The sequence below is a fragment of the Arthrobacter antioxidans genome, from assembly GCF_023100725.1.
Lineage (GTDB): Bacteria > Actinomycetota > Actinomycetes > Actinomycetales > Micrococcaceae > Arthrobacter_D > Arthrobacter_D antioxidans.
Map to the genome: position 1 here is coordinate 2660038 of NZ_CP095501.1, position 25140 is coordinate 2685177.

22 protein-coding genes are annotated in these 25140 nt (G+C 69.8%); 11 read left to right on the forward strand and 11 right to left on the reverse strand.

All coding sequences use genetic code 11. The features are described 5' to 3' along the window. Positions 1–73 precede the first annotated feature (73 nt). The 8 genes from MWM45_RS12170 to MWM45_RS12205 all read left to right on the forward strand — a co-directional run bounded on the left by MWM45_RS12170 (position 74) and on the right by MWM45_RS12205 (position 9124). Positions 74–1327, forward strand: coding sequence for an inositol-3-phosphate synthase (locus MWM45_RS12170; protein WP_247826669.1), 1254 nt, complete (start codon positions 74–76; stop codon positions 1325–1327). A 3-nt stretch (positions 1328–1330) separates the two neighbouring features. Then, positions 1331–2233, forward strand: a complete 903-nt coding sequence (locus MWM45_RS12175; RefSeq protein WP_247826670.1) for an SCO3242 family prenyltransferase — start codon at positions 1331–1333, stop codon at positions 2231–2233. Continuing rightward, the gene (locus tag MWM45_RS12180) at positions 2230–3744 is read left to right on the forward strand and encodes an EboA domain-containing protein (protein WP_247826671.1); all 1515 of its coding nucleotides are present in this window, start codon (positions 2230–2232) and stop codon (positions 3742–3744) included. Before MWM45_RS12175 ends, MWM45_RS12180 begins: the two co-directional genes overlap by 4 nt. 3 nt (positions 3745–3747) lie before the next feature. Beyond that, entirely contained in the window at positions 3748–4620 is an 873-nt protein-coding gene (locus MWM45_RS12185; protein WP_247826672.1) for a TatD family hydrolase, read from the forward strand. Further along, a complete protein-coding gene (gene eboE / locus MWM45_RS12190; protein ID WP_247826673.1) occupies positions 4620–5756 on the forward strand; it encodes a metabolite traffic protein EboE in 1137 nt (378 codons plus the stop codon). The genes MWM45_RS12185 and eboE overlap by 1 nt, the downstream gene beginning before the upstream one ends. 10 nt (positions 5757–5766) lie before the next feature. After that, positions 5767–7167, forward strand: coding sequence for an alkaline phosphatase family protein (locus MWM45_RS12195; protein ID WP_247826674.1), 1401 nt, complete (start codon positions 5767–5769; stop codon positions 7165–7167). Positions 7168–7264: 97 nt separating this feature from the next. Next, positions 7265–8242, forward strand: coding sequence for a 2,3,4,5-tetrahydropyridine-2,6-dicarboxylate N-succinyltransferase (gene dapD / locus MWM45_RS12200; protein ID WP_247826675.1), 978 nt, complete (start codon positions 7265–7267; stop codon positions 8240–8242). A 3-nt stretch (positions 8243–8245) separates the two neighbouring features. Beyond that, on the forward strand, positions 8246–9124 hold the full coding sequence (locus MWM45_RS12205; RefSeq protein ID WP_247826676.1) for a hypothetical protein: 879 nt from the start codon (positions 8246–8248) through the stop codon (positions 9122–9124). A gap of 24 nt (positions 9125–9148) precedes the next feature. Here MWM45_RS12205 and MWM45_RS12210 read toward each other — a convergent pair whose 3' ends face one another. Further along, on the reverse strand, positions 9149–9763 hold the full coding sequence (locus tag MWM45_RS12210; protein WP_247826677.1) for a hypothetical protein: 615 nt from the start codon (positions 9761–9763) through the stop codon (positions 9149–9151). Between the two features lie 150 nt (positions 9764–9913). On the opposite strand from MWM45_RS12210, the gene galE reads away from it, so the two are divergent. Next, positions 9914–10939 (forward strand): UDP-glucose 4-epimerase GalE, encoded by a 1026-nt coding sequence (galE, locus tag MWM45_RS12215; RefSeq protein WP_247826678.1) that lies wholly within the window; start codon positions 9914–9916, stop codon positions 10937–10939. Positions 10940–11021: 82 nt separating this feature from the next. On the opposite strand, the gene MWM45_RS12220 is transcribed toward galE, so the two are convergent. The 3 genes from MWM45_RS12220 to fdxA form a co-directional block, all read right to left on the reverse strand. Further along, a complete protein-coding gene (locus MWM45_RS12220; RefSeq protein ID WP_043440977.1) occupies positions 11022–12302 on the reverse strand; it encodes a citrate synthase in 1281 nt (426 codons plus the stop codon). Positions 12303–12473: 171 nt separating this feature from the next. Further along, entirely contained in the window at positions 12474–13625 is a 1152-nt protein-coding gene (gene dapC, locus MWM45_RS12225; protein ID WP_418909769.1) for a succinyldiaminopimelate transaminase, read from the reverse strand. Positions 13626–13628: 3 nt separating this feature from the next. Beyond that, positions 13629–13955: a ferredoxin gene (fdxA, locus tag MWM45_RS12230; protein WP_043440973.1), complete on the reverse strand. Its 327-nt coding sequence runs from the start codon at positions 13953–13955 to the stop codon at positions 13629–13631. A gap of 145 nt (positions 13956–14100) precedes the next feature. Here fdxA and MWM45_RS12235 point away from each other — a divergent pair, with 145 nt between their 5' ends. Both MWM45_RS12235 and MWM45_RS12240 read left to right on the forward strand, forming a co-directional pair. Further along, complete coding sequence (locus tag MWM45_RS12235; RefSeq protein WP_247826680.1) at positions 14101–14337, forward strand: putative acetyltransferase; 237 nt, start codon at positions 14101–14103, stop codon at positions 14335–14337. Positions 14338–14441: 104 nt separating this feature from the next. Then, positions 14442–14936 carry an ArsR/SmtB family transcription factor gene (locus MWM45_RS12240; RefSeq protein ID WP_247826681.1) on the forward strand — a complete coding sequence of 165 codons (495 nt, stop codon included), beginning with the start codon at positions 14442–14444 and terminating at the stop codon, positions 14934–14936. A gap of 23 nt (positions 14937–14959) precedes the next feature. On the opposite strand, the gene MWM45_RS12245 is transcribed toward MWM45_RS12240, so the two are convergent. The 7 genes from MWM45_RS12245 to MWM45_RS12275 all read right to left on the reverse strand — a co-directional run bounded on the left by MWM45_RS12245 (position 14960) and on the right by MWM45_RS12275 (position 25128). Then, the gene (locus MWM45_RS12245; RefSeq protein ID WP_247826682.1) at positions 14960–15418 is read right to left on the reverse strand and encodes a hypothetical protein; all 459 of its coding nucleotides are present in this window, start codon (positions 15416–15418) and stop codon (positions 14960–14962) included. A gap of 21 nt (positions 15419–15439) precedes the next feature. Then, positions 15440–17356, reverse strand: a complete 1917-nt coding sequence (gene typA / locus MWM45_RS12250) for a translational GTPase TypA (protein WP_043440968.1) — start codon at positions 17354–17356, stop codon at positions 15440–15442. A 193-nt stretch (positions 17357–17549) separates the two neighbouring features. Continuing rightward, the gene (locus MWM45_RS12255) at positions 17550–19340 is read right to left on the reverse strand and encodes a BCCT family transporter (protein WP_247826683.1); all 1791 of its coding nucleotides are present in this window, start codon (positions 19338–19340) and stop codon (positions 17550–17552) included. A 352-nt stretch (positions 19341–19692) separates the two neighbouring features. Further along, positions 19693–21417, reverse strand: a complete 1725-nt coding sequence (locus tag MWM45_RS12260; RefSeq protein WP_247826684.1) for an ABC transporter ATP-binding protein — start codon at positions 21415–21417, stop codon at positions 19693–19695. Beyond that, entirely contained in the window at positions 21414–22436 is a 1023-nt protein-coding gene (locus MWM45_RS12265) for an ABC transporter permease (protein ID WP_247826685.1), read from the reverse strand. The genes MWM45_RS12260 and MWM45_RS12265 overlap by 4 nt, the downstream gene beginning before the upstream one ends. Further along, complete coding sequence (locus MWM45_RS12270) at positions 22429–23355, reverse strand: ABC transporter permease (RefSeq protein WP_247826686.1); 927 nt, start codon at positions 23353–23355, stop codon at positions 22429–22431. Before MWM45_RS12270 ends, MWM45_RS12265 begins: the two co-directional genes overlap by 8 nt. Before the next feature lie 135 nt (positions 23356–23490). Next, a complete protein-coding gene (locus MWM45_RS12275) occupies positions 23491–25128 on the reverse strand; it encodes a peptide ABC transporter substrate-binding protein (RefSeq protein ID WP_247826687.1) in 1638 nt (545 codons plus the stop codon). Positions 25129–25140: the final 12 nt, after the last annotated feature.

Here is a 25140-nt window from a genome sequence, read left to right on the forward strand (position 1 = left end):
GACAGGCGGCGAGGTCTCACCCTCTTGACCCACGCTCGGCGATCGCTTCATCGGTGTCGGCAAAGGAGCCAGAGTGGACGCGCAGGACAGGGTACCGGGATCTCTTCCAACAGGCGGGGCCACCGGGTCCGCCACCTTCGGGGCCACCGGCCTCTGGCTCATCGGCGCGCGGGGCTCTGTTGCGACCACCGCCGCCCTCGGGCTGGCGGCTCTCGCCGCGGGGCTGACCGACACGACCGGCACGGTGACGGGACAGAAGGACTTCGACGACGTCCCGCTCCCCCGGTACACGGATCTCGTCATTGCCGGGCACGACGTCTCCGCGGTCGGAATGGTCAAGCGCGCGGAACTGCTGGTCGAGTCGGGAATGATCCCGGCGCGGCTCCTCGGTCCCCTGCAGGCGGCACTCGAGCAGGCCGACTCCCGAGTACGGCGGGGCTATCTGGGCACGGAGGGGACCGAGTCCCAGTCCCAGGCGGCGGCACGGATGGCACGCGACATCACCGACTTCCAGCGCGACGCCGGCCTCGAGCGGGTGATCGTCATCGACGTGGCATCCTCCGAACCGATGCCCGGGCCGGCGCCGGAGTTCGAGGACCTCGACCTGCTCGAGGCCGCCCTCCGAGAGCCCGGGCGACGTCTGCTCCCCCCCAGTTCCGTGGGCGCATACGCGGCGATCCTCGCGGGTTCTCCGTACATCTGCTTCACCCCCTCGACCGCCCTGCGGATCCCGGCCCTGCATCAGCTGGCCCTGAAGCGGGGGATCCCGACCGCGGGACAGGACGGCAAGACGGGCCAGACCTGGCTGCGCTCGGTGCTCGCGCCTGCCTTCTCAGCCCGCGGCCTCCGCATCAGCAGCTGGGCCGGCACGAACCTCCTGGGCGGCGGCGACGGCGCGACGCTCGCCGATCCCGATGCGGTGAAGGGCAAGCTGAAGTCGAAGAACCGCGGCCTCAGGGAACTCACCGGCGGTGCGGTGACGCCCCTGCACATCGACAACGTCCCCGACCTCGGGGAGACGAAGGTCGCCTGGGACCATGTGAGCGCGCGCGGGTTCCTCGACACGCGGATCACCCTGCAGACGACGTGGAGTGCCTACGACTCACTTCTCGCGGCACCCATGATCCTCGACCTCGCACGCCTGATGGCGCTCGCCGATGCGGCGGGCTGGACCGGCGACGTCCCGGCGCTCGGACTGTTCTTCAAGGACCCCTGGGGCAGCGACGAGCATTCCTTCGCGGCGCAGCACCGGCACCTCGTGGACTGGGCCCACGACGCCGGGGAAACCCTGCGGCTCCTCGCCAACCCCTCCTCGACGGGCGCCTGACCCATGACCGATCTCGGAACGTACCTCGAACTCGTGCGCGCTCCCGCCGTGCTCACCGTCCTCGGTGACAGCCTCGTGGGGCACGCGGCCGCCGGCAGCCGGACCGCACGTCGCCGTCGGTCTGTCCTCCTGCTCCCGGCCGCCAGCGCATGCCTGTATGCGGCGGGGATGGCGCTCAACGATTTCGCCGACCGCGCACTCGACGCCGAGGAACGGCCCGAGCGGCCGATACCCTCGGGGCGGGTCTCCGCCCGGCGGGCCTTCGGCCTGGGTGCGTCGCTCTCCGCCGTCGGGCTCGCCCTCGCCGCAGCGGCCGGAGGGCGACGCGCGCTCGGTATCGCCCTGCCGCTCACGCTGTGCATCTGGACCTACGATCTCGTGGCGAAGCCGCATCCGGTGGCGGGCCCGCTCCTCATGGGCGGCTGCCGGGGGCTCGATGTGCTGCTCGGCGCGGGGACCGACGGGGCCGCCCGCGCCGCCGGGCCGGCCCTCGTCATGGCCGCCCACACCATCGGCGTCACCGCGCTGTCGCGCGGAGAGGTCCACGGTACGAGCAGACCGCTGGCCGCCGGCGTCTCCGCGGCCACCACGCTCACGACGGTAGTCATCGCCTCCCGGCGTCGCGCTCCTTCCCTGGGAGCCGATCCCCTCGCGATAGCGGGTGCGCTCGCCTACGCCCTCCGGTGCCTCCCGGCGCAGTGGAGCGCGGTGGCGGAGCCGAGCGGCCCCCGCGCGAGGGAAGCGACCAAGCAGGGCATCCGTGCGATGGTTCCGCTCCAGACCGCTCTCGTCCTTCCCGGCGTGCGGGGCGGGCGCGCCGGCGCCGCCGCGTTCCTCGCCGCCGTCGATCTCGCCGGTGCGCTCCTGCGGACACGGCGTCGTGGAGGAGAGGTGAGCGAGACATGAGCAACGATCAAACAGCGCGGACTGCAGGGACCCGGCGGTTCCACCTCGGGTACGGCACCAACGGACTCGCCGACCATCCGCTGGACACGGCACTGCAACTCGTCGCCGAGCAGGGCTACTCGGCTGTCGCCCTGACGATCGGCCATCCGCACCTCGATCCGTGGAACGCCGACCTGCCGACCGAACTCGAGCGACTCCGCGACCACCTCGACCGGCTGGGCCTGGCGGTCGTGATCGAGACCGGGGTCCGCTTCCTTCTCGACCCGAGGTGCAAGCATCACCCGGCCCTCGTGCACGCGGACGCGGATCGTCGGATGGACTTCATGCACCGGTCGATCGAGATCGCGTCCGCCCTGGGCGCCCGCTGCGTCTCCTTCTTCTCCGGGGTCCTCGGGGAGGGAGATTCCGAGGAGGACGCCTGGCAGCGCCTCGAGGAGCGGGTGCGCGTACTGGTGCAGGCCGCTGCCCGTTCGGGCGTGGTCCTGGCCATCGAACCGGAACCCGGGATGGTCGTGGAGACGGTCCGTGACGCGCTCCGCCTCCGCGAGCGCATCGGGGGTGGTGACCTGCGGATCACGGTGGACATCGGCCACTGCGTCGTCGTGGAGCCCGACGGCATCCGCGGGGCGCTGCTCGAGGCCGGGGATCTCCTCGCGAACGTGCAGCTCGACGACATGCCGCACACGCATCACGAACACCTTCCCTTCGGCGAGGGCGACGCCGACCTCACGCTGGCCCTCGCAACCCTCGACGAGATGGGCTTCGACGGGATCGCCGCCGTGGAACTGCCGCGCCATTCGCACGACGGGCCGGCGCTGGTGGCCGCCAGCATGCTCGCACTGCAGGACGCCTGGCAGCAGGTCCCCGCCCGACGCCGCCGCCTCCGATGGATGGCCGACGCGATCGGGGAAGTGTCCCAGGATCCCGAATCGGTGCATCGGATCTTCCCCGGAGCCGGACGCTTCGCGGGTCGCTGTCCACTCGATCCGTCAGGCGATCCGACCGGCATCCTCCGCGGCACCGAGGACGACGCGGCGCGCGTCCACCTCCTCGATCACCTCGCCTCCGTCCTCGACCCGATCCGACACGCGGAGACCCTCCGGACCCTCTACCTCCGGGGCGACTCCTCCGAGCGGAGGGGGGTGCTTCGCTGGTTCAACGCCTCGACCGAGCGAGGGGACGGCGGGCTGACCGCAGACCTCGTGCCGACGGGCCTCGAGCTCGCCACCGATGCGCTGCGGACCAATGACCGCGGCCTGGTCGCCGCAGCGGCCGGCGCCTTCGCCCGCGACCACCTGGACCAGCACGACTGGCGGCATGCCGTCCTCAAGCTCGTCTTCATGGACATCGACCTCACGGCGGTGGCCGGGCTCGAGCTCCGTACGGATGCCGAGCTCGCGCGGATGGCGCGCGATTTCGCCCGGGAACGCACCGCCGCAGGGCGGCCGGTGCCGCCCGACATCCACCGCCTGATCCGTGTGCCCGCGGACGCATCCTCCGGAAGGACCTGACCCATGCGCATCTTCGATCCGCACATCCATATGACGAGCCGCACGACCGACGATTACGAGTCCATGTATGCGGCCGGCGTGCGCGCGCTCGTCGAGCCCGCCTTCTGGCTCGGCCAGCCGCGCTCCAACGTCGGGTCGTTCCTCGACTACTTCGACGGCCTGATCGGCTGGGAGCGTCACAGGGCCGCACAGTTCGGCATCCGCCACCACGCGACCATCGCCCTCAATCCCAAGGAGGCGAACGACCCCCGGTGTACGCCGGTGCTCGATGAGCTCGAGCGCTACCTCGTGAAGGACGGCGTCGTCGCCGTCGGTGAGATCGGGTACGACTCGATGACACCGGCGGAGGACGTCGCTTTCGGTCGGCAGCTCGAGCTCGCCGTTCGGCACGCCCTCCCGGTGCTCGTCCATACCCCGCACCGCGACAAGCTCGCGGGCACCGCCCGCACTCTCGATGTGGTCCGCGAGTCGGGCATCACGCCCCGGATGGTCGTCGTGGACCACCTGAACGAGACCAACGCGGAGATGGTGAAGGAGGCCGGGGCGTGGCTGGGTTTCTCCATCTACCCTGACACCAAGATGGATGAGGCGCGCATGGTGGAGATCCTCCGCCGCTACGGTACGGAGCGTGTCCTGGTCAACTCCGCGGCGGACTGGGGCAGGTCGGACCCGCTCAAGACCGCCGCCACGGGGCACGCCATGCTTGCGGGGGGCTTCACGCCGCACGACGTCGAGAAGGTCCTCTGGGAGAACCCGGTGGAGTTCTACGGCCAGAGCGGCCGCCTGATCCTCGATCCGATCCCCGGCTTCGAGGTCGAGGCTCCGCGGGGCGAGGAGTTCGAGGGCAACTCGATCCTGCGGGGAGCCCGCGCCTGATGCTGCTCTCGTACTGCACCAACGTGCATCCCGCCGAGGACCTGGACGGAGTGCTCGAGCAGCTCCGACGGTACGCAGGCCCGATCCGCCGGCAGTCCGGGCTCCAGACCCTCGGCATCGGATTATGGTTGCCGGCAGGGCTCGCATTCCGGCTCGCCCGGTCAGGGGAGGATCGCGAGAGGCTGCGTGCGGCGCTGTCCGACGAAGGTCTCCACCTCCACACGATCAATGCCTTCCCCTTCGGCGGCTTCCACGACGACGTCGTGAAGCTGGCCGTGTACGAGCCCTCGTGGGCGCGACCCGACCGGCTCGACTACACGAAGGCCTGTGCGGAGGTCCTCGCGGATCTGCTTCCCGTCGGGATGGAGGGTTCCATCTCGACCCTGCCGCTCGCCTGGCGCGAGGGGTGGACGGACGAGTCGGACACCGCCGCGACAGCCGCGTTCGTGGAACTCTCCGCCTTCCTGCGGGACCTCCGGACGACCACGGGGCGTACCATCCGCGTGGCGGTGGAACCGGAACCCGGCTGCGTGCTCGACTCGGTCGCCGACGTCGTCGACTGGCTGTCCGCGCGCGTCGGGGTAGGCCTGGACCCCGAGCTCGTCGGTATCTGCCTCGATACCTGCCATCTCGCCGTCTCCTTCGCCGACCCCGCCGCGGAGGTCCGGCGCATCGTCGACGCGGGCCTGAGGGTCGTGAAGATCCAGGCATCCGTGGCGCTCGAGGTCGAGGACCCCGCCCTGCCGCACGCGCGGGAGGCCCTGGCGCGTTTCGTCGAGCCGCGGTACATCCACCAGGTGAGGGAAGCAGCCCCTGCGGGTGTGCTCCGCAGCGACGACCTCCCGGAGGCGCTCGACGTCCTTCCCGCCCGGGGACCGTGGCGTGTCCATTTCCACCTGCCCCTGCACTACCAACCGGAGCCTCCCCTGACCACCACGACGTCGGTCCTGCGCATCGCGGTCGAGGCCGTCGCCGCGATGCCGCACGGCTCCGACGCCCACCTCGACATCGAGACCTACACCTGGAGCGTCCTCCCGGGCGGTCCGGTCCCGCTCGTCGAGGGGATCGCCGCCGAGATCGCCTGGTCCATCGCGCACCTGCGGCCCCACATCCACCCGTCCGCCCCGAGCGAATGAGACCCCGCCCGTGAAACCTGTCCTGCTGCTCGACATCGTAGGGCTGACGCCCACTGCCCTCACCCACATGCCGCGCCTCTCGCGGCTGGCGGACGGCGGCTGGAGCGCCGAGTTGTCGACCGTCCTCCCCGCGGTGACCTGCTCGGTGCAGAGCACCATGCTGACGGGCCTCGATCCCGCGCAGCACGGCATCGTGGGCAACGGCTGGTACTTCCGCGACCTGGGCGAGATCCACCTCTGGCGCCAGCACAACAAACTCGTCCAGGGCGAGAAGCTCTGGGAGACGGCACGGCGCACCATGCCCGGTTATCGGGCCGGCAATGTCTGCTGGTGGTACGCGATGGGCATGTCCACGGATCTGGTGGTCACCCCGCGTCCGATCTACCACGCCGACGGCCGCAAGTCGCCCGACGCCTATGTCCGACCGCCCTCGCTGCACGACGAACTGACCGGCCCCTTCGGCGACTTCCCCCTCTTCCAGTACTGGGGACCCACCGCCTCGATCCGCTCGACCGAGTGGATCGCCCGCTCCACCGAGCACCTCCTGCGCACGGCATCCCTCGACCTGCTCATGGCGTACCTGCCGCACCTCGACTACGACCTCCAACGCTTCGGACCGACCAGCCCGCAGGCAGTCGAGGCCGCCTCCGCACTGGATGCGGTGCTGGCACCGCTGCTCGACTCCGCCCTCGCGCACGGCGTGGACGTCGTCGCCGTCTCCGAGTACGGCATCGAGGATGCGCACCGGCCCGTCCATGTGAACCGCATCCTCCGCCGCGAGAAGCTGCTGGAGGTCTACGAACAGGACGGCAGGGAGCAGCTCGACCCGTGGACCTCCCGGGCCTTCGCGGTCGCGGACCATCAGGTCTGCCACGTCTACGTCGCGGACCCGGCGGACGTCCCCCGCGTCGCCGCGCTGCTCCGCGGGGTGCCGGGCGTCGATGAGGTCCTCGACCGCGAGGCGCAGGCCCGCTACGGCCTCGACCACGAGCGCTCCGGCGAGCTGGTGGTGGTGGCCGAACCCGGCGCGTGGTTCACCTACTACTTCTGGCTGGACGACGACCGGGCACCCGACTATGCCCGGGGCGTCGACATCCACCGCAAACCGGGTTACGACCCGGCCGAGCTGTTCTTCGATCCCGCGGACCCGTGGGCGAAGGCGAAGGGGGGCCTCAACCTGCTGAAGAAGAAGGCAGGTCTCCGGTATGCGATGAACCTGGTTCCGCTCGATCCCGGCCACGTCAGGGGCACCCATGGCAGGCTCCCGTCGAAGCCCGGGGAGGCACCCCTGGTGATCTCGTCGAATCCCGACGTACCCGCTGCCGCGGCCCGCTTCCTGGAGCGCGGACGCCCTGTCCCCGCAGCGTCGGTGAAGGACCTGGTCCTCGGCATGCAGGGGATCCGGTCCTGACCGCGGGAGGCAGCGGAGCGCCGTAGCGCGGGTCCGACGCCTGGGGCGGGAGAGGCACCGCGTGGGGGTCGACGGCGCACCTCGGTAGGATTGCTGTATGACTCCTCCCACGCCCAGCTCATCCATGTCCGCTCCCGGGCGCCCGGCCGGCGGCCTCGGCCTCGCCACCGTCACCGCCGACGGGACCGTCCTGGACACCTGGTACCCCTCCCCCTGGACCGGCGAGCCCACCATGGACGACGCCGCGGCGACCGGCCTGCGGGACACGCTCGAGGCCCTCGCGGAGTCCGGCGTGGACAACGCCCGGCACGTGACGCAGCGGGTCGTCGACCTGGTCGTGGACCTCGACGACGCCCCGGCCGGGACCGAGGACGCCTACCTGAGGCTCCACCTCCTGTCCCACCGGCTCGTCCAGCCCAACACCATCTCCCTCGACGGCATCTTCGGCCTGCTGGCCACCGTGGTGTGGACCAACTACGGGCCGGTCCCCGTGGACGGTTTCGAGACGGTCCGTGCCGCGCTGCGGGCCCGCGGGCCCGTGTCCGTCCACGGCATCGACAAGTTCCCGCGCATGGTCGACTACGTGGTCCCGGCGGGCGTCCGGATTGCCGACGCCGACCGCGTACGGCTCGGCGCCCACCTGGCCGACGGCACCACCGTGATGCACGAGGGCTTCGTGAACTTCAATGCCGGGACCCTCGGCCGATCGATGGTCGAGGGTCGTATCTCGGCGGGCGTCGTCGTCGGGGACGGCTCGGACATCGGCGGAGGGGCCTCGATCATGGGGACACTCTCCGGCGGCGGGAAGGAACGCATCACCATCGGCGAGCGGTGCCTGCTCGGTGCCGAGTCCGGCGTGGGGATCTCCCTCGGTGACGACTGCGTCGTCGAAGCCGGGCTCTACCTCACGGCAGGCACGAAGGTGACGCTGCAGGACGGGTCGCTGGTCAAGGCCACGACGCTCTCCGGGGAGGCAGGCATCCTCTTCCTGCGCAACTCCGCCACGGGCGCCGTCGAGGCCCGTCCCCGCAGCGGCGAGGGCATCGCCCTCAACCCGGCCCTGCACGCGAACTAGCGCATGTCCCCGCGGCCACCGTCGGCTGCCGTCCGGCGACGACGGCGACAGCTCCGGACCGGCGCCATGCTCGCCGGGCTCGCCGCCGTCGCCGTCGGCGGGACCGCCGCCGCCCTCCACCAGCTGGACGGGAGCGAGGTCCTGGTCCGGGAGCGGTGCAGCGCGACGGTGGGAGCGGACACCTTCGAGCTCACCCCGGAGCAGACCGGCAATGCCGCGCTCATCGCCGGCGTCGCCGTGAACCGTGGGCTCCCTGCCCGTGCGGCGTCGATCGCCATCGCGACGGCGGTCCAGGAGTCCCGGCTGGAGAACATCGACTACGGGGACGACGCCGGACCGGACTCCCGGGGGCTGTTCCAGCAGCGCCCCTCGCAGGGCTGGGGGACCCAGGAGCAGGTCATGACGCCCCTCTATGCGGCGGGCGCCTTCTACGACGCCCTCGTGAAGGTCCCGGGGTACGAGACGCTGCCGATCACCGAGGCCGCCCAGACGGTCCAGCGCTCCGCCTACCCCACGGCGTACGCCGACCACGAGCCGGAGGGCCGGGCCTTCGCGTCCGCGCTGACCGGCCAGTCCCCCGCGGCCCTGGACTGTACCCTCCGCGAACCCTCCGCCGCCGGTGATCCTTTCGCCGTCTCGACCGCGGCCGGGGAGGTCTTCGGTCCGTTCGGCACGACGGTGGACGGGACGCGCCTCACGCTGGAGGCAGCGGATGCCAGGGGCTGGGCGGTCGCGCAGTGGGCGGTGGCGAACGCGTCCGCCCTGCAGATCACCTCGGTGGCGTTCTCCGGCCTCGAATGGGTCCGGGCGGACGGCGGCTGGTCGTCGACGACGACCGAGACCGGGACGGTGACCATCACCGTCGCGGGGGCGACACCCTGATGACCGGCGCGAGGCGGCCCGGGCTCAGGCGAGCACCCTGATGACCGGCTCCACGAAGCTGCGGAAGGAGCGCTCGTCGTCGAACAGGTCCTGGCAGATCAGGATCTTGTCCGGTTCCACCCACCAGGCCCGTCGACCGGCCAGCGGCAGTTCGACGACCTCCAGCGTGAAGGGGCGGGCCGGGCGCCCCAGCTCGAGTTCGGACTCCTGGATGATCCGGGCGAGCAGCCGATCCATGCTGTCCGCACCCCTGGCCCCCACCCGGAGAACGTACTCGGCGCACCGCTCCGCCGCCCACGCCATCGCTGCCCCGAAGTGTGCCCGCAGGAGGGCCTTCAGCGCCGCCATGCCGTCCAGCGCCTCGAACTGCGGCGGGAGCGGCAGGACCGCGTCCCCGATGCGGTGCATGAGCAGGGTGTGCCACCACGCCTCCCACTCGACGCGCAGGGCCGCCCGTCCACCCATCGGCGCGGTCAGGCGCCGGGTCTCGACCCTCCGCACCGCCGGGGTCAGGGGCGGGAGCGCCGGCAGTCCCGTGCCCTGCAGCCCCGCGCAGTCCCTGAGGTACAGCGCCACGAGCAGCACCTCCGAGGTGTCCACCGTGAAGTACGCGCTGTAACCGGGGTCGGCGTACGACATGGGCCTCCTTCGGAGCCTTTCGGGTTTCCCTTCTACAGTAATCCCAGGACCCCGCCGGCTCCAGAGGCTCCGGCCACGGCGGGCCGTCGCCACTCGGGCCGTGCCCGTGGCATCCCCTCCCTCCCGCGGGGATGCACCTAGGATGGGAGCGTGAAAATACTCGTTACCGGTGGCAGCGGCTACATCGGCTCGCACACCGTCCTGACCCTGCTCGAGCACGGCCACGACGTCGTGGTCGTCGACAACCTGCTGAACTCCACCGAGACCTCGCTGGAACGGGTCGCAGCCCTCACCGGCCGCACCCCGACCTTCCACCGGGCCGATCTCCTCGACGAACCCCGGCTGCGTGCCATCTTCGCCGAGGAGAAGGTGGACGCCGTCATCCACTTCGCGGGACTCAAGGCCGTCGGCGAATCGGTGGAGAAGCCGCTGTACTACTACCACAACAACGTGGGCGGCACCCTGAACCTGCTGCGGGTCATGGACGACGCCGATGTGCGCACCCTGGTCTTCAGCTCGTCGGCCACCGTCTACGGCGCCTCCGAGGAGGTGCCCCTGACCGAGAAGCTCCCCCTCGACGCGGTGAACCCCTACGGGCGCACGAAGGAGCAGATCGAGGACATCCTGACGGATCTCGGTGCCGCGGATCCCCGCTGGAACATCGCACTGCTGCGGTACTTCAACCCCGTGGGGGCCCACTCCTCGGGCACCATCGGCGAGGACCCCACGGGCATCCCCAACAACCTCCTGCCGTTCGTGGCGCAGGTGGCAGTGGGCCGTCGAGAGAAGGTGCTGGTCTTCGGCAACGACTACCCCACGCCGGACGGCACCGGGGTGCGCGACTACATCCACGTGGTGGACCTGGCCGAGGGGCACCTCGCCGCCCTGGACTATCTGGTGGCCCGCGGCGGGGTGCACATCTGGAATCTCGGGACGGGCACCGGCTCCTCCGTCCTCGAGGTCCTCGGGGCGTTCTCCGCGGCGGTCGGCCGCGACATCCCCTACGAGTTCGCGCCCCGCCGACCGGGCGACGCCGCCGTCAGCTACGCCGACCCGTCCTCGGCCCTCGCCGACCTCGGCTGGTCCGCCACCCGGACCCTCGCGGAGATGTGCGAGGACCACTGGCGCTGGCAGAAGAACAACCCGCAGGGCTACGCGACCGCCGACGGGACCTGACCCGGCCCAGGCACGGAACGACGACGGCCGCCCACCTCCAGGAGGTGGGCGGCCGTCGTTCGTCCGGACGGGCCGGCGCGGGTCAGTGCGCGGGGTAGTGGCGCTCGCCCTCACCCGTGTACAGCTGGCGCGGACGGCCGATCTTCGTCTGCGGGTCCTGCATCATCTCGCGCCACTGGGCGATCCAGCCCGGGAGGCGGCCGATCGCGAAGAGGACGGTGAACATCTTCTCCGGGAACCCCATGGCCTTGTAGATCAGGCCCGTGTAGAAGTCCACGTTCGGGTACAGCTTCCGCTCGATGAAGTAGTCGTCCGCGAGGGCCTTCTCCTCGAGCCGCATGGCGATGTCGAGCAGTTCGTCGTTGCCGCCCAGCTTGGTGAGGATGTCGTGGGCCGTGGCCTTGACGATCTTCGCGCGGGGGTCGTAGTTCTTGTAGACGCGGTGCCCGAAGCCCATGAGCTTCACGCCGTCTTCCTTGTTCTTGACCTTCTCCATGAAGTCCTCGGGCTGCATGCCCTGGCCCTTGATGTCCCGGAGCATGTTCAGCACGGCTTCGTTGGCGCCACCGTGCAGGGGGCCGAAGAGCGCGTTGATCCCCGCGGAGACGGAGGCGAACATGTTCGCGTTGGAGCTGCCCACGAGGCGGACGGTCGACGTCGAGCAGTTCTGCTCGTGGTCGGCGTGCAGGATGAGCAGGAGGTCCAGCGCCTTGACCATCAGGGGGTCGAGGTCGTACGGCTCGGCGGGCAGGCCGAAGGAGAGCCGCAGGAAGTTCTCCACGAGGTTCATGGAGTTGTCGGGGTACAGCATGGGCTGGCCGATGGACTTCTTGTGCGCGTAGGCCGCGATGACGGGCAGCTTCGCCATGAGGCGGAAGGTGGAGAGCTCCACCTGCTCGTCGTCGAAGGGATCGAGCGAGTCCTGGTAGAACGTGGACAGCGCCGAGACGGCCGAGGAGAGCACGGGCATCGGGTGGGCGTCCCGCGGGAAGCCGCCGAAGAAGCCCTTCAGCTCCTCGTGCAGGAGCGTGTGCCGGCGGATGCGGCCGTCGAAGCCGGTCAGCTCCTCGGGCGTCGGCAGGTTCCCGTAGATCAGGAGGTAGGAGACCTCCAGGAAGCTGGAGTTCTTCGCGAGCTCCTCGATCGGGTACCCGCGGTAGCGCAGGATCCCGGCATCGCCGTCGATGTAGGTGATCGCCGAGGTGGTGGCCGCGGTGTTCATGAAGCCGGGGTCGAAGGTGACCTGGCCCGTCTGCTTCAGCAGCTTCGACACGTCGTAGCCGTGGTTGCCCTCGGCTGCGCGTACCAGCGGCAGGCTGAGTTCGCCGTCGCCGTAGTGCAGTGAGGCATTCTGCTCGGTCATTGATTCTCCTTCAGGAGCTGGAGCGCGGTCATCGCCACAAATCATCGCTTCACACGAGGGCAGAGGTCACCCCGGGATCAGCACATTCACGCCAAACGCTACCGTCAGCGAGCCCCCGATCACTAATCCTGCTGCCCTGCGGTGCCCGGGAGCAAGGACGAGTACGGCGGGTCAGCGCGGAGCGTCCGCGAGACGCGTCACGGCGGCCCGGATCCGCTCGTCGCTCCCCGTGAGCGCCATCCTGATGAAGCCGTGCCCGGCATCGCCGTAGAACGTTCCCGGGCCCGCGAGGATCCCGAGCCCGGCGAGCCGGTCGATGGTGTCCCACGTGGGCCTCCCCTCGGACGCCCAGAGGTACAGTCCGGCCACCGAGCCGCTGATCGTGAAGCCCGCGGCCTCGAGGGCCGGGACGAGCAGGGCCCGACGGCGACGGTACAGGTCCTTCTGTGCGGCCACGTGGGCGTCGTCCCCGAGCGCCACCCGCATGGCCTCCTGCACCGGGTACGGCACGATCATGCCGGCGTGCTTGCGGGAGTTGACGAGGTTGGCGATGATCGCCGGGTCCCCGGCCGTGAACGCGGCCCGGTAGCCGGCGAGGTTGGACTGCTTGCTCAGCGAGTAGACGGCCAGCAGGTTCTCCTGGGATCCGCCGCACACCCGCGGGTCGAGGACGCTGGGCACGGGCTCGCCGCCCTCCGCGGGGTCCCAGCGGCCCCAGCCCAGCTCGCCGTAGCATTCGTCGGATGCGACCACCGCGCCGAGCGAGCGGGCGTCGTCGACGACCGTCCGCAGGCCCTCGACGTCGAGCACCTCGCCCGTCGGATTGCCGGGCGAATTGATCCAGACGAGGCGGACGCGGGCCCGCACGTCCGCGGGCAGGTCCGCGAGGGAGTCCGCGGCGACCGGCGTGGCCCCCGCGAGGTGGGCGCCGACGTCGTACGTGGGGTAGGCGACGGAGGGCCGAACGACGACGTCACCCTCGCCCAGTCCCAGCAGCAGGGGGAGCCACGCGACGAGCTCCTTGGAGCCGACGGTGGGCAGGATGTCCGCGGGGTCGAGCCCCGGCACTCCCCTGCGCCGCGCGAACCAGGCGCTGATCGCCTCGCGGAGCGCGGCCGTGCCGTGGGTGGTCGGGTAGCCGTGCGCGTCGGCGGCGGCGGCGAGCGCCGCCTGGATGAGGTCCGGCGTCGGATCCACGGGCGTGCCGATGGACAGGTCCACCAGGCCTCCGGGGTGGCCGGACGCGGTCCTCCGGTAGGGCACCAGCGCGTCCCACGGGTAGTCGGGCAGGTGCAGGCCGAACGGCGTCGGCTCCCCGGCCACCACCTACGCGGGCTGGTTCTGGGGTGGCAGGACCGCGATGATGGGGTGGTCGAAGCCCGTGTTGCCGACCTTCGCCGCGCCGCCGGGCGAGCCGAGGTCGTCGAAGAACTCGACGTTGGCCTTGTAGTACTCGGCCCACTGCTCGGGGGTGTCGTCCTCGTAGTAGATCGCCTCGACCGGGCACACGGGTTCGCACGCGCCGCAGTCCACGCACTCGTCGGGGTGGATGTAGAGCGACCGCTCGCCCTCATAGATGCAGTCGACAGGGCACTCCTCGATACAGGCCTTGTCCTTGACATCCACGCATGGCTGCGCGATTACGTAGGTCACTTCCCACGCCTTTCCTGGTGACTGGGGTCGGGCTGACGCACCCGTGGTGCGGGTTCCAGCTTAACGCAACGGCCCGCCCCGGCAGGACCAGGGCGTCCCCGGCACCGCAGCCCCGCGGTTCACCGCCAGGGCCTACCCTTGAGGCGTGCAGACACCCGCCGCCCTCCTCGCCTCGCTCCCCCTCGGCACGCGGGTCGTCGTCCGGCGTCGCATCGACGCCGGGGTCACGGACTCGCTCGGCGACCTCGTGGCGGTCGACGGGACCGCCTGCACGGTGCGGACCCGCAGGGGGGACGACGTCGTGCTCCTCGCCGACGTCACCGCGGCGCGGCCGGTGCCACCACCTCCGCCACGCCGCGCGCCGCGCAGGACGACGCCGTAGCGGCACACCGCCCCCGCCGGCCGGGTCGGCGGGCGGACCGTCCCACCCGGAATCAGTGATTGGGACCTGCCAATCCCGCGGGCGATCTCCCGTACAATCGGCGCATGGACTCAGACGAGGATCTCCAGGCCCGGGGCCGGGCGCTCAGCTCACCCGTCAGGCTCAGGATCCTGCGGCTGTGCCTGCACCGGGCGCGGACCAACAAGGAGATTGCGGAGGCCCTGGGCCTCAACCCGGCGACGACGCTCCACCACGTCAGGACCCTGCTCACCACCGGGTTCCTCGCCGCCGAGGACACCCGCGTGGGCAACCGCGGGGCGAAGGAGATCCCGTACCGCGCCACCGGACTGTCGCGGAACGGCCGCCTGCCGGACTCCGCGCCCGTCCTCGTGGAGACGTTCCTGCAGGAGATCGAGGGCCTGGAGGCGTCCGAGATCGACATCTGGCGCGTCGGCGTCCGGCTGAACGACGAGCACCGCGCCGAGATGATGGGGCGCATCCGGGACGTCTTCGAGGACTACGCGCGCCGCGGGCCGGACGTGGACGGCACCGCGACCTCCGTCATGCTGGCCCACCACCTCGACCGTACGGCCGACTGAGGGCGGGCCCCTCCCCCGGGTCCCTAGCGCTGCCGGAGCACGACGACGCCCCGCACCACCGCGGCGAGCGTGGCGATGAGCACGCCGAAGAGCCAGAGGTTCCCCGCGAGTGCCGTGCCCGGGGCCGCCGTCGAGGACCCGGTGAGGATGAGCGTCTTCGATGATCGCGAGAGCAGCGCCACGATCCCGTACGCGATGGCCCCCGCCAGCGCCGTCATCATGACGTTCCGTGCCCACAGGCCGCACAGCAGGAACAGGCTGCCCGCCAGGAGCAGGGCGGCCAGCGCTCCGACGGGAACGGCGACCCCGCCCACGAAGAGCAGGTGGCCGTGCAGCGCAGTCCCGAGGACTCCCGCCGCCACCCCGGCCGCCACCGCGCCCGCGATCGCCGCGGGGCGCCGCGGCGCTTCGGGAGGGGGCGCCGGGAACGACGAACGCCGGTCCTTCCCGGCAGGGAAGGGACCGGCGTCGTCGTAGGCCATGGTGCTGACGTGCCGTCGGGACTAGGCCCGGGCGCGCGAACGCGAGGCGCGCATGCGCTCGTTGGCGTCGAGGATGACCTTGCGGATGCGGATGGTCTCCGGGGTGACCTCCACGCACTCGTCCTCGCGGGCGAACTCGAGGGACTCCTCGAGGGTGAGGTTGCGCGGAGGGGTCAGGTTCTCGAAGGTGTCGGAGGAAGCGGCACGCATGTTGGTGAGCTTCTTCTCCTTCGTGATGTTGACGTCCATGTCGTCGGCGCGGGAGTTCTCGCCGACGATCATGCCCTCGTACACCTCGGAGGTGGGCTGCACGAAGAAGGAGCCGCGTTCCTGCAGGTTGATCATCGCGAACGGGGTGACGACACCGGAGCGGTCGGCGATCATCGAGCCGTTGGTGCGGTATTCGATGTCACCGCACCAGGGCTCGTAGCCCTCGGAGATCGACGCCGCGATACCGGCACCGCGCGTGTCGGTCAGGAAGCGGGTACGGAACCCGATGAGGCCGCGTGCGGGGACGATGAACTCCATGCGGACCCAGCCGGTGCCGTGGTTGGCCATGTTGGTCATGCGGCCCTTGCGGGCGGCCATGAGCTGGGTGACGCCGCCGAGGTACTCCTCGGGGACGTCGATGGTCATGTGCTCCATGGGCTCGTGGATCTTGCCGTCGACGGTCTTGGTGACCACCTGGGGCTTGCCGACCGTGAGCTCGAAGCCCTCACGGCGCATCTGCTCCACGAGGATGGCGAGCGCCAGCTCGCCACGGCCCTGGACTTCCCAGGCGTCGGGGCGGGCCGTGGGCAGGACGCGGAGCGAGACGTTGCCGATGAGCTCCTTGTCGAGGCGGTCCTTGACCTGGCGTGCGGTGACCTTGGCGCCCTTGACCTTGCCGGCGAGCGGCGAGGTGTTGATACCGATGGTGACCGAGATCGCGGGGTCGTCGACGGTGATGAGCGGCAGCGGCTGCGGGTTGTCGACGTCGGTGAGCGTCTCACCGATGGTGATGCCCTCGATACCGGCGACGGCGACGATCTCGCCGGGTCCGGCGGAATCGGTGGGCACGCGGTCCAGCGCCTTCGTGGCGAGGAGCTCGGTGATCTTGACGGTCTTGAGCTCACCGTTCTGGCGGGCCCAGGCGACCTGCTGGCCCTTGCGCAGCGTGCCGTTGAAGATGCGCAGCAGCGCGAGGCGGCCGAGGAACGGCGACGCGTCGAGGTTGGTGACGTGTGCCTGCAGGACGCCGTCGGGGTTGTAGCGGGGCGCCGGGATGTGATCGATGATCGTCTTGAACAGCGGTTCCAGGTTGTCGTTGGTCGGCGCATGCCCGTCGGCCGGCTGCTCGATCGACGCTGCGCCGACGCGGGCCGCGGCGTAGACCACGGGCACGTTCAGGATCAGGTCGAGGTCCAGGTCGGGGACCTCGTCGGCGAGGTCGGACGCGAGGCCGAGGAGGAGGTCCATCGACTCGCTGACGACCTCCTCGATGCGGGAGTCGGGGCGGTCGGTCTTGTTGACCAGCAGGATCACGGGGAGCTTGGCCGCGAGGGCCTTGCGGAGCACGAAGCGCGTCTGGGGCAGCGGGCCCTCGGACGCGTCGACGAGGAGCACCACGCCGTCCACCATGGACAGGCCGCGCTCCACCTCGCCGCCGAAGTCGGCGTGGCCGGGGGTGTCGATGACGTTGATCGTGATGGTCTCGCCGTTGGCCGAGGGGCCGTCGTAGAACACGGTGGTGTTCTTCGCGAGGATGGTGATGCCCTTCTCGCGCTCGAGGTCGCCCGAGTCCATGACGCGGTCGGCGACGTCTCCGTGCGCAGCGAACGAGTTGGTCTGCTTCAGCATGGCGTCGACCAGGGTGGTTTTTCCGTGGTCAACGTGGGCCACGATGGCTACGTTGCGGAGGTCGCTGCGAACAGCGGTGTTGCCTGTGGTTTCAGACATGCGTTATTACTCAATTCGGTATCTACTGCGGGAAAATTGACGGCGGCTACAGTGCACGCCCTCTTACCAGTCTAGGGGACACGGCAAAAACAGACCTAATGCACCCTGTCAAGCGGCGTCCGGAGACGCTGGGCGGACGACGGCGGCGGCCCTCCCCGGGGGAAGGACCGCCGCCGTCGTGCGTGGGATCCGGTTACGGCCGGCGGGCCCACTTGAAGCGCGGAGTACCGTTCCGACCCGCATCCTGGCCGGCGCCGGCGGCGCCCTCGGCCAGCGTGTCCGCGTGATCGTCGAGGTGGTCCTGCACCTGCCGCTCCACCCGATCGGACATCGACTCGTGGACCTGATCGGTCACGCGGTCCGCCATGGCCGTCGCGGCGAGCTTCCGCTGCGTGGCCTGCCAGGCGCGGTGCTCCCCGTGGAACGCCTTCGCCGTGGACACGCACATGGCGAGCATGACGACGCTGAAGGGGAGGGCGGTGAGGATCGCCGCCGTCTGGATGGAGCTCAGGCCGGTATCACCGACGAGGAGCAGGGAGATGGCGACGAGCGCTGCGAGTACCGCCCAGAACACCCGGATCCAGTGCCTCGGATTCGGGTCACCGCCCGTGGAGATCATGCTCATCACGAGGGCACCGGAATCGGCGGACGTGATGAAGAAGATGGCGATCAGGATGATGGCCCCGATGAGCAGCGCGGGCCCGCCCGGGAGTCCACCCAGCAGGCCGAAGAGGGCGTTCTCGGTGTCCACCGAGCCGTCCTCCGCGATCAGGCCGCCCTGGCCGAAGATCTCGCGGTAGATGGCCGAGCCGCCCAGCACGGAGAACCACAGGAAGCCCAGCGTGGTGGGGACGAGGAGGACACCGGCCACGAATTCGCGGACCGTGCGTCCCTTGGAGATCCGGGCGATGAAGATGCCGACGAAGGGTGCCCAGGACATCCACCAGCCCCAGTAGAACGTGGTCCAGGCCGCCTGCCAGGCCTCACCCTCCGCACCGGAGAACGCCAGCGTGTTGAAGGTCAGGCCCACGACGTTCTGGAAGTAGTTGCCGATGGACTGGACGAATTCGCGGAGGAGGAAGAGCGTGGGACCCGCGAAGAGCACCACGAGCAGGAGCACCCCGGCCAGGACGAGGTTGATGTTCGAGAGCCACTTCATGCCCTTGCCCACACCGGAGATCACCGACACGATCGTCAGCGCGGTGATGCAGAGGATCAGGCCCACCTGCGTGGCTTTGGTGGCGGCGAGGATGCCGGCACTGTCCAGTCCCGAGGAGATTTGGAGCACGCCGAGTCCCAGCGAGGTGGCGACACCGAACAGCGTGCCCACGAGCGCGACGACGTCGATGGCGTGGCCCCAGGCGCCCTTGACGCGGTCGCCCAGCAGGGGTTCGAGGGTCCAGCGGATGGAGATCGGGCGGCCGCGCCGGTGCACGGCGTAGGCGATCGAGAGGCCCACGACGACGTAGATGCTCCAGGCGTGCAGCCCCCAGTGGAGGAAGGTCTGGGTGATGGCCTGCTGGCCGAGCTGCACGTCGGTGCCGGTGACGCCGGGGCGGGGGCTGGCGAAGTGGTTGAGCGGTTCGGCCACACCCCAGAACACCAGGCCGATACCCATGCCCGCGGCGAAGAGCAGTGCGAACCAGGACATGGCGGAGAACTCGGGCTTGTCGTCGTCCTTGCCGAGGCGGATGTCGCCGTAGCGGCTGAACCCGACCCACAGCGAGAAGGCGACGAAGAAGGCCACGATGGCCACGTAGTACCAGCCGAAGGCGCCGATCACGTTCTCCTGGATGCCCGCGAACAGGGTGGACGCGGTATCCGGCGAAACGAGGACGAACGCGACGAAAACCACGATCAGGGCCGCGGCCGGGATGAACACCGGCAGGGCCAATCGCGCTCTTTGTCCCGTGCTCGTTTCGTTGCTCTGCTCGTTCGGCGTGGGTGGCCCGGCCACAGCCTCGTCCGGGGGTTTGATACTCATGAATCGTCTCCTTCGGTGATGCGTCGTGACGCGTGGCGCTGGCGCCGCGTCACAGGGCAACTCCCAAGCCTACAGAGGATCACCGCGTCAAGAGGCGGAAGTCAGGACACCGCACCCGGTTCCGACGTCGTACACTTCCTCCCCCTCGCACGGCGGGATCGGCACCAGCACGGGGATGCGGGGCGGCGGACGCCCCCGGAGTGCGCAGCCGGAGATCGTGCGCGCATCGTTATGGTCGTGACTCGTCTCACCTCCCCGGACGCAGCAGGCGGCCCCCGCACCGGGGACCGCCTGCTGTCCTTCACACCGATCCACGCGACGACGCGCGCTCCCGGGTCGGGCCCGCCGGGCCTCAGGCGACCTCGGGAGGTAGGACCAGACCCGCGCCGGGGATCGCCGCGAGCAGGGCCTGCGTGTAGGCCGTGCGGGGGGTGTCGAACACCTCGTCCGTGGTGCCCTGTTCCACGAGCCGGCCCTTCTCCATGACGGCCACGTGGTCGGCGATCTGCCGGACCACCGCGAGGTCGTGGGTGATGAACAGGTAGCTGAGGCCGAGCTCCGACTGCAGGTCGGCGAGCAGGGCCAGGATCTGGGCCTGCACCAGCACGTCGAGCGCCGAGACGGCCTCGTCGCAGATGACCACCTCGGGGTCGAGTGCCAGCGCACGCGCGATCGCCACGCGCTGCCGCTGCCCGCCCGAGAGCTCGTTGGGGAAGCGCTGCATCATCGCGGACGGCAGCGCCACCTGGTCGAGCAGCTCACGGACCTTCTTCTCCCGGCTCCTGGCGTTCCCCACGCCGTGGACGCGGAGCGGCTCCTCGATGGTCCGGTAGATGTTGTACATCGGGTCGAGCGAGCCGTAGGGGTCCTGGAAGATCGGCTGCACGCGGCGGCGGAAGTCGAACATCTCCTTCCGTCCGAGCGTGGTGATGTCCACGCCGTCGAACCGGATACTGCCCGACGTCGCGCCCTCCAGACCGAGGACCATCTTCGCCACGGTCGACTTGCCCGACCCCGACTCCCCCACGACGGCGGTGGTGGTGCCGCGGGCGATGGAGAAGGACACCTTGTCCACGGCGGTGAAATCGGTAGACCTGCCCCAGTTCCCGCGGATCCTGAAGACCTTCGTCAGGTCCTCGACCTCGATCACCGTGTCCGGCACGGCTCCGGTCGGTGCCGCCGGGGCGAGGAGATCGTCGGTCGCGACGCCGGCCTTCTTGGCGGACTCGATGCGGCGCGACGCGATGGACGGCGCGGACGCCACGAGCTTCTGCGTGTAGGGGTGGCGGGGGTTGGTGAGCAGCTCGAGGGCCGGACCGGCCTCGACGACCTGCCCCTTGTACATGACGATCACCTTGTGCGCCCGCTCGGCGGCCAGGCCGAGGTCGTGGGTGATGAGCAGCACGGCGGTGCCGAGCTCCTCCGTCATGGTGTCCAGGTGATCCAGGATCTGCCGCTGCACGGTGACGTCCAGGGCCGACGTCGGCTCGTCGGCGATGAGCAGCCGCGGTCGGCAGGACAGCCCGATCGCGATCAGCGCACGCTGGCGCATGCCGCCGGAGAACTCGTGCGGGTACTGGTTGGCGCGGGACGCCGCGTCGGGCAGGCCCGCCTCCGAGAGCACCGTGGCGACGTCCTGGGGTCCGCTGGGCAGCCCGTTGGCCTTCAGCGTCTCCCGGACCTGGAACCCGATCTTCCAGACGGGGTTCAGGTTGGACATCGGGTCCTGGGGCACCATGCCGATCGAGGAGCCGCGGAGTGCGACGATGCGCTTCTCGGAGGCGTGCGTGATGTCCTCGCCGTCGAAGATGATGCTGCCGTGGGACACCCGGCCGTTGGCGGGCAGGAGGCCGATGGCGGCGAGCGCCGTCGTCGACTTGCCGGAGCCCGACTCCCCCACGATCGCGACGGTCTCCCCGGGCATCACGGTGAGGTGCGCGTTGCGCACCGCCGGGACCTCCCCGTTCGACGTCGAGAAGGTGATGGCGAGGTCCCGGAGCTCGAGCAGCGGCCGGGGTGCGCCTGTGCCGTCCGAGGCGGCGGGGTTGCGCGTCCCGGTATGGGTGGTGTGGCTCATCGTTTGCGTGCCTTCGGGTCGAGAGCGTCACGCAGGGCGTCGCCCAGCATGATGAAGCTCAGAACGGTGATCGACAGGGCGAGGCCCGGCCAGAAGATCGCCATGGGGTTGCTGCGCAGGGACGGCTTCGCCGAGAAGATGTCATTGCCCCAGGACATGACGTCCGGCGGCAGCCCGATGCCGAGGAAGGACAGCGTCGACTCCGCCACGATGAAGGTGCCGAGCGAGATGGTCGCGATGACGATGACCGGCGCGAGCGCGTTCGGGATGACGTGCTTCACGAGTGCCCCCAGCGGCGAGACGCCGAGCGAGCGGGCCGCGGTCACGAAGTCCGCGTTGCGCACCTCGATCACCGCCGCCCGGGTGATCCGGGCGATCTGCGGCCAGCCGAACGCCACGAGGATGACGACGAGCGTCCACACGTTCCGGTTCTGCTGGAACACGGGAAGCTGCACGACGACGATGGCGCCGAGGATCAGCGGGAGGGCGAAGAAGATGTCCCCCACGCGGGCGAGGATCGCGTCGACCCAGCCGCCGAAGAAGCCCGCCAGCGCGCCGATGAGGCCACCGATCAGGACGACGCCGAGGGTGGCGAACAGTCCGACGGTCAGCGAGGACTGCGTGCCGTGGACCACGCGGGAGAGGATGTCGCAGCCCTGCACGGTGAAGCCGAGCGGGTGGCCGGGAGCCGGCCCGCCGTCCGAGTTCTCGAGCAGGCAGTTCTCGTTGGGCGGCTCGCTGGTGAAGAGGCCGGGGAACAGCGCCACGAAGATGACCGCGAGGATCAGCAGGGCGCTGATGATGAACAGCGGCTGCTTCCGCAGGCTGCCCCACGCCTCGCCCCACAGGCCGCGGGGAGCGGCGTCGGACACGACGCTGTCCGTGGCCCGGACCGGGGTCTCGTCGGGATCGGCGACGAAGTGCTCGATCGGGTAGGCGGACGTCTTGGTGCGGACCACGCGCGCGGGGGCCTCGGTGAGGGTCCCGCTGGTGGCGGAGGGAGATGTTGGTTCAGGCATATCGAATCCTTGGGTCCAGCCACGCGTACAGGAGATCCACCAGCAGGTTCGCGAGGCAGAAGATGAGGATGAGGAACGTGACGATCGAGACGACCATCGGTCCGTCACCGTTCAGCACGGCGCGGTACAGGGTGTTGCCGACGCCGTTGACGTTGAAGATGCCCTCGGTCACGATCGCGCCGCCCATCAGGGCGCCGAGGTCGGCGCCGAGGAAGGTCACGACGGGGATCAGGGAGTTGCGGAGGACGTGCACCACGACGACGCGGCGGCGGCTGAGGCCCTTGGCCGTCGCGGTCCGCACGTAGTCCGCGTTGACGTTCTCGATGATGCTGGTCCGGGTCAGGCGCAGCACATAGGCGAAGGACACCAGTCCCAGGACCACGGCCGGGAGCAGGAGCTCCGTGAAGGTGGCGTCACCGCTCACGGTCGGGTTGGTCCACTGGAGCTTGACGCCGATCAGGAACTGCATCAGGAAGCCGAGCACGAAGATGGGCACGGCGATGACGATCAGGGACACGACGAGGACCGACGAGTCGAAGATCCGGCCCTTGCGGAGCCCGGCGATGAGGCCGAAGAGGATGCCGAAGACGGCCTCGATGACCAGGGCCATGACGGCGAGCTTCGCGGTGGTCGGGAAGACCTCGGCGATGATCGTCGCGATCGGGCGGCCGGAGAAGTTTGTGCCGAGATCGAAGGTCAGCACGCCCTTGAGGTACAGCAGGTACTGGACCCAGAAGGGCTGGTCGAGGTTGTACTGCTCGCGCAGTCCGGCGACGACGGCGGGCGTGCAGCCGCGCTCGCCGCAGATGGCGGCGGTGGCGTCACCGGGGAGGCTGAAGACGAGGAAATACACCAGCAGGGTGGCGCCGAGGAAGACGGGGATCAGCTGCAGGACGCGTCGGACGATGTACCAGACCATCAGCGCGCACCTCCCGGTGCGGCGTGCATCCGGACGGGATGCGGGTGGGGGTTGCTCATGGGGTGTCGAACCTTTTCGTTGGAGCACGGAAAAGGGGCCTGCCCTGTGCCGGGCAGGCCCCGAGACCGTGACGGGTTACTTGCCGGTGATGGCGTAGTAGAGCGGGACGCCGTTCCAGCCGAACTCGACGTTGTCCACGTTGTTGCTCCAGCCGCCCTGGGCGACCTGGTACCACAGCGGGATGGCCGGGAGATCCTCCAGGAGCTGTTCCTGGGCCTTGTTCATGGCCTCGTTGCCCTCCTCGACGGAGCCGGCGGCGAGTCCTTCGGTCAGCTGCTGGTCGAACTCGGGGTTGCTGTAGCGGGCGTCGTTGGACCCGGCGCCGGTGGCGTAGATGGGTCCGAGGAAGTTGTACAGCGACGGGTAGTCGGCCTGCCAGCCGGAGCGGAGCGCACCGGTGAGGGTCTCGTCCGTCGCCTCGGTGCGGGCTTCCTTGAAGGTCGCGTAGGGCTTGCCCGCGACCTCGATGCCGAGGTTGTTCTTGATGTTGTTCACCACGGCCTCGACCCACGTCTTGTGGTCTCCCTTGTCAGCGTTGTAGCCGAGGGTCAGGGGCTCCGACTCGTCGTAGGGCGAGATCTTCTCGGCGTCGGCCCAGAGCTTCTTGGCTTCCTCCGGGTTGTACTCGAGGTGCTCGCTGCCCGGCAGATCCTCGCTGAAGCCCTCCAGGACGGGGGCTGTGAAGTCCTTCGCCGGTTCGCGGCCACCGTTGAAGATGACGTCGGTGATCTCGTCACGGTTGATCGCCATCGACAGCGCCTGGCGGCGCAGCTTGCCGGCCTCGCCCTCCCAGTTCGGGAGGTAGTACGGCACGGCGATGGTCTGGTTGCCCGCGTACGGCGACTCGATGGCACGCTCCCCGAGATCGCTCTCGAAGTTCTTGATGTCGCTCGTCGGGATGGTCTTCAGGACGTCCAGGTTGTCCGAGATCAGGTCCTGGTAGGCCGTCGTGTCGTTCTGGTAGATCTTGAACGTCACGCCGCCGTTCTGGGCGGCCTGCGGGCCCTCGTACTCGTCGTTCGGCACGAGTTCGATCTGCTGGTTGTGCTGCCAGGCACCCTCGGAGGCGAACTTGTAGGGTCCGTTGCCGATCGGGTTCTCACCGAACGCAGCCGGATCCTCGAGGGCGGCGGCCGGCACCGGGTAGAAGGCGCTGTAGCCCAGGCGCAGCGGCCAGTCGGATTCCGGCTGGGACAGCGCGACGGTGAACGTGCGGTCGTCCACGACCTTCAGTCCGCTCATGGTCTCCACGGTGGAGCCCTCGGCGCTGGCCTCGTCGTAGCCCTCGATGCTCTCGAAGAAGTAGCTCGAGAGCTGGGCGTTCTTCGCGGCGGCACCGTAGTTCCAGGCGTCGACGAAGGAGCTCGCGGTGACCGGATCGCCGTTGGTGAACGTCTTGCCTTCCTTGAGCGTGATCGTGTAGTTCTGGGCGTCCTCGGTCTCGATGGACTCGGCCATCTCGTTCTGGGGCTTGCCGTCGGCGTCGTAGCTGACGAGGCCCGCGAAGACGAGATCGAGGATCGCTCCGCCACCCACCTCGTTGGTGCTGGTGGGGATCAGCGGGTTCTGGGGCTCGGAGCCGTCCACCACGATCACGGCTTCGGTGTTGCCACCCTCGGCGCCGGATTCGGTGTCTCCGCCGCCGCATGCGCTGAGCGACAGGGCAGCCAGGGCCGCGACGCTGAGCATCTTGGAAGTGCGCGTGAAACGCATTCCGCCTCCTAA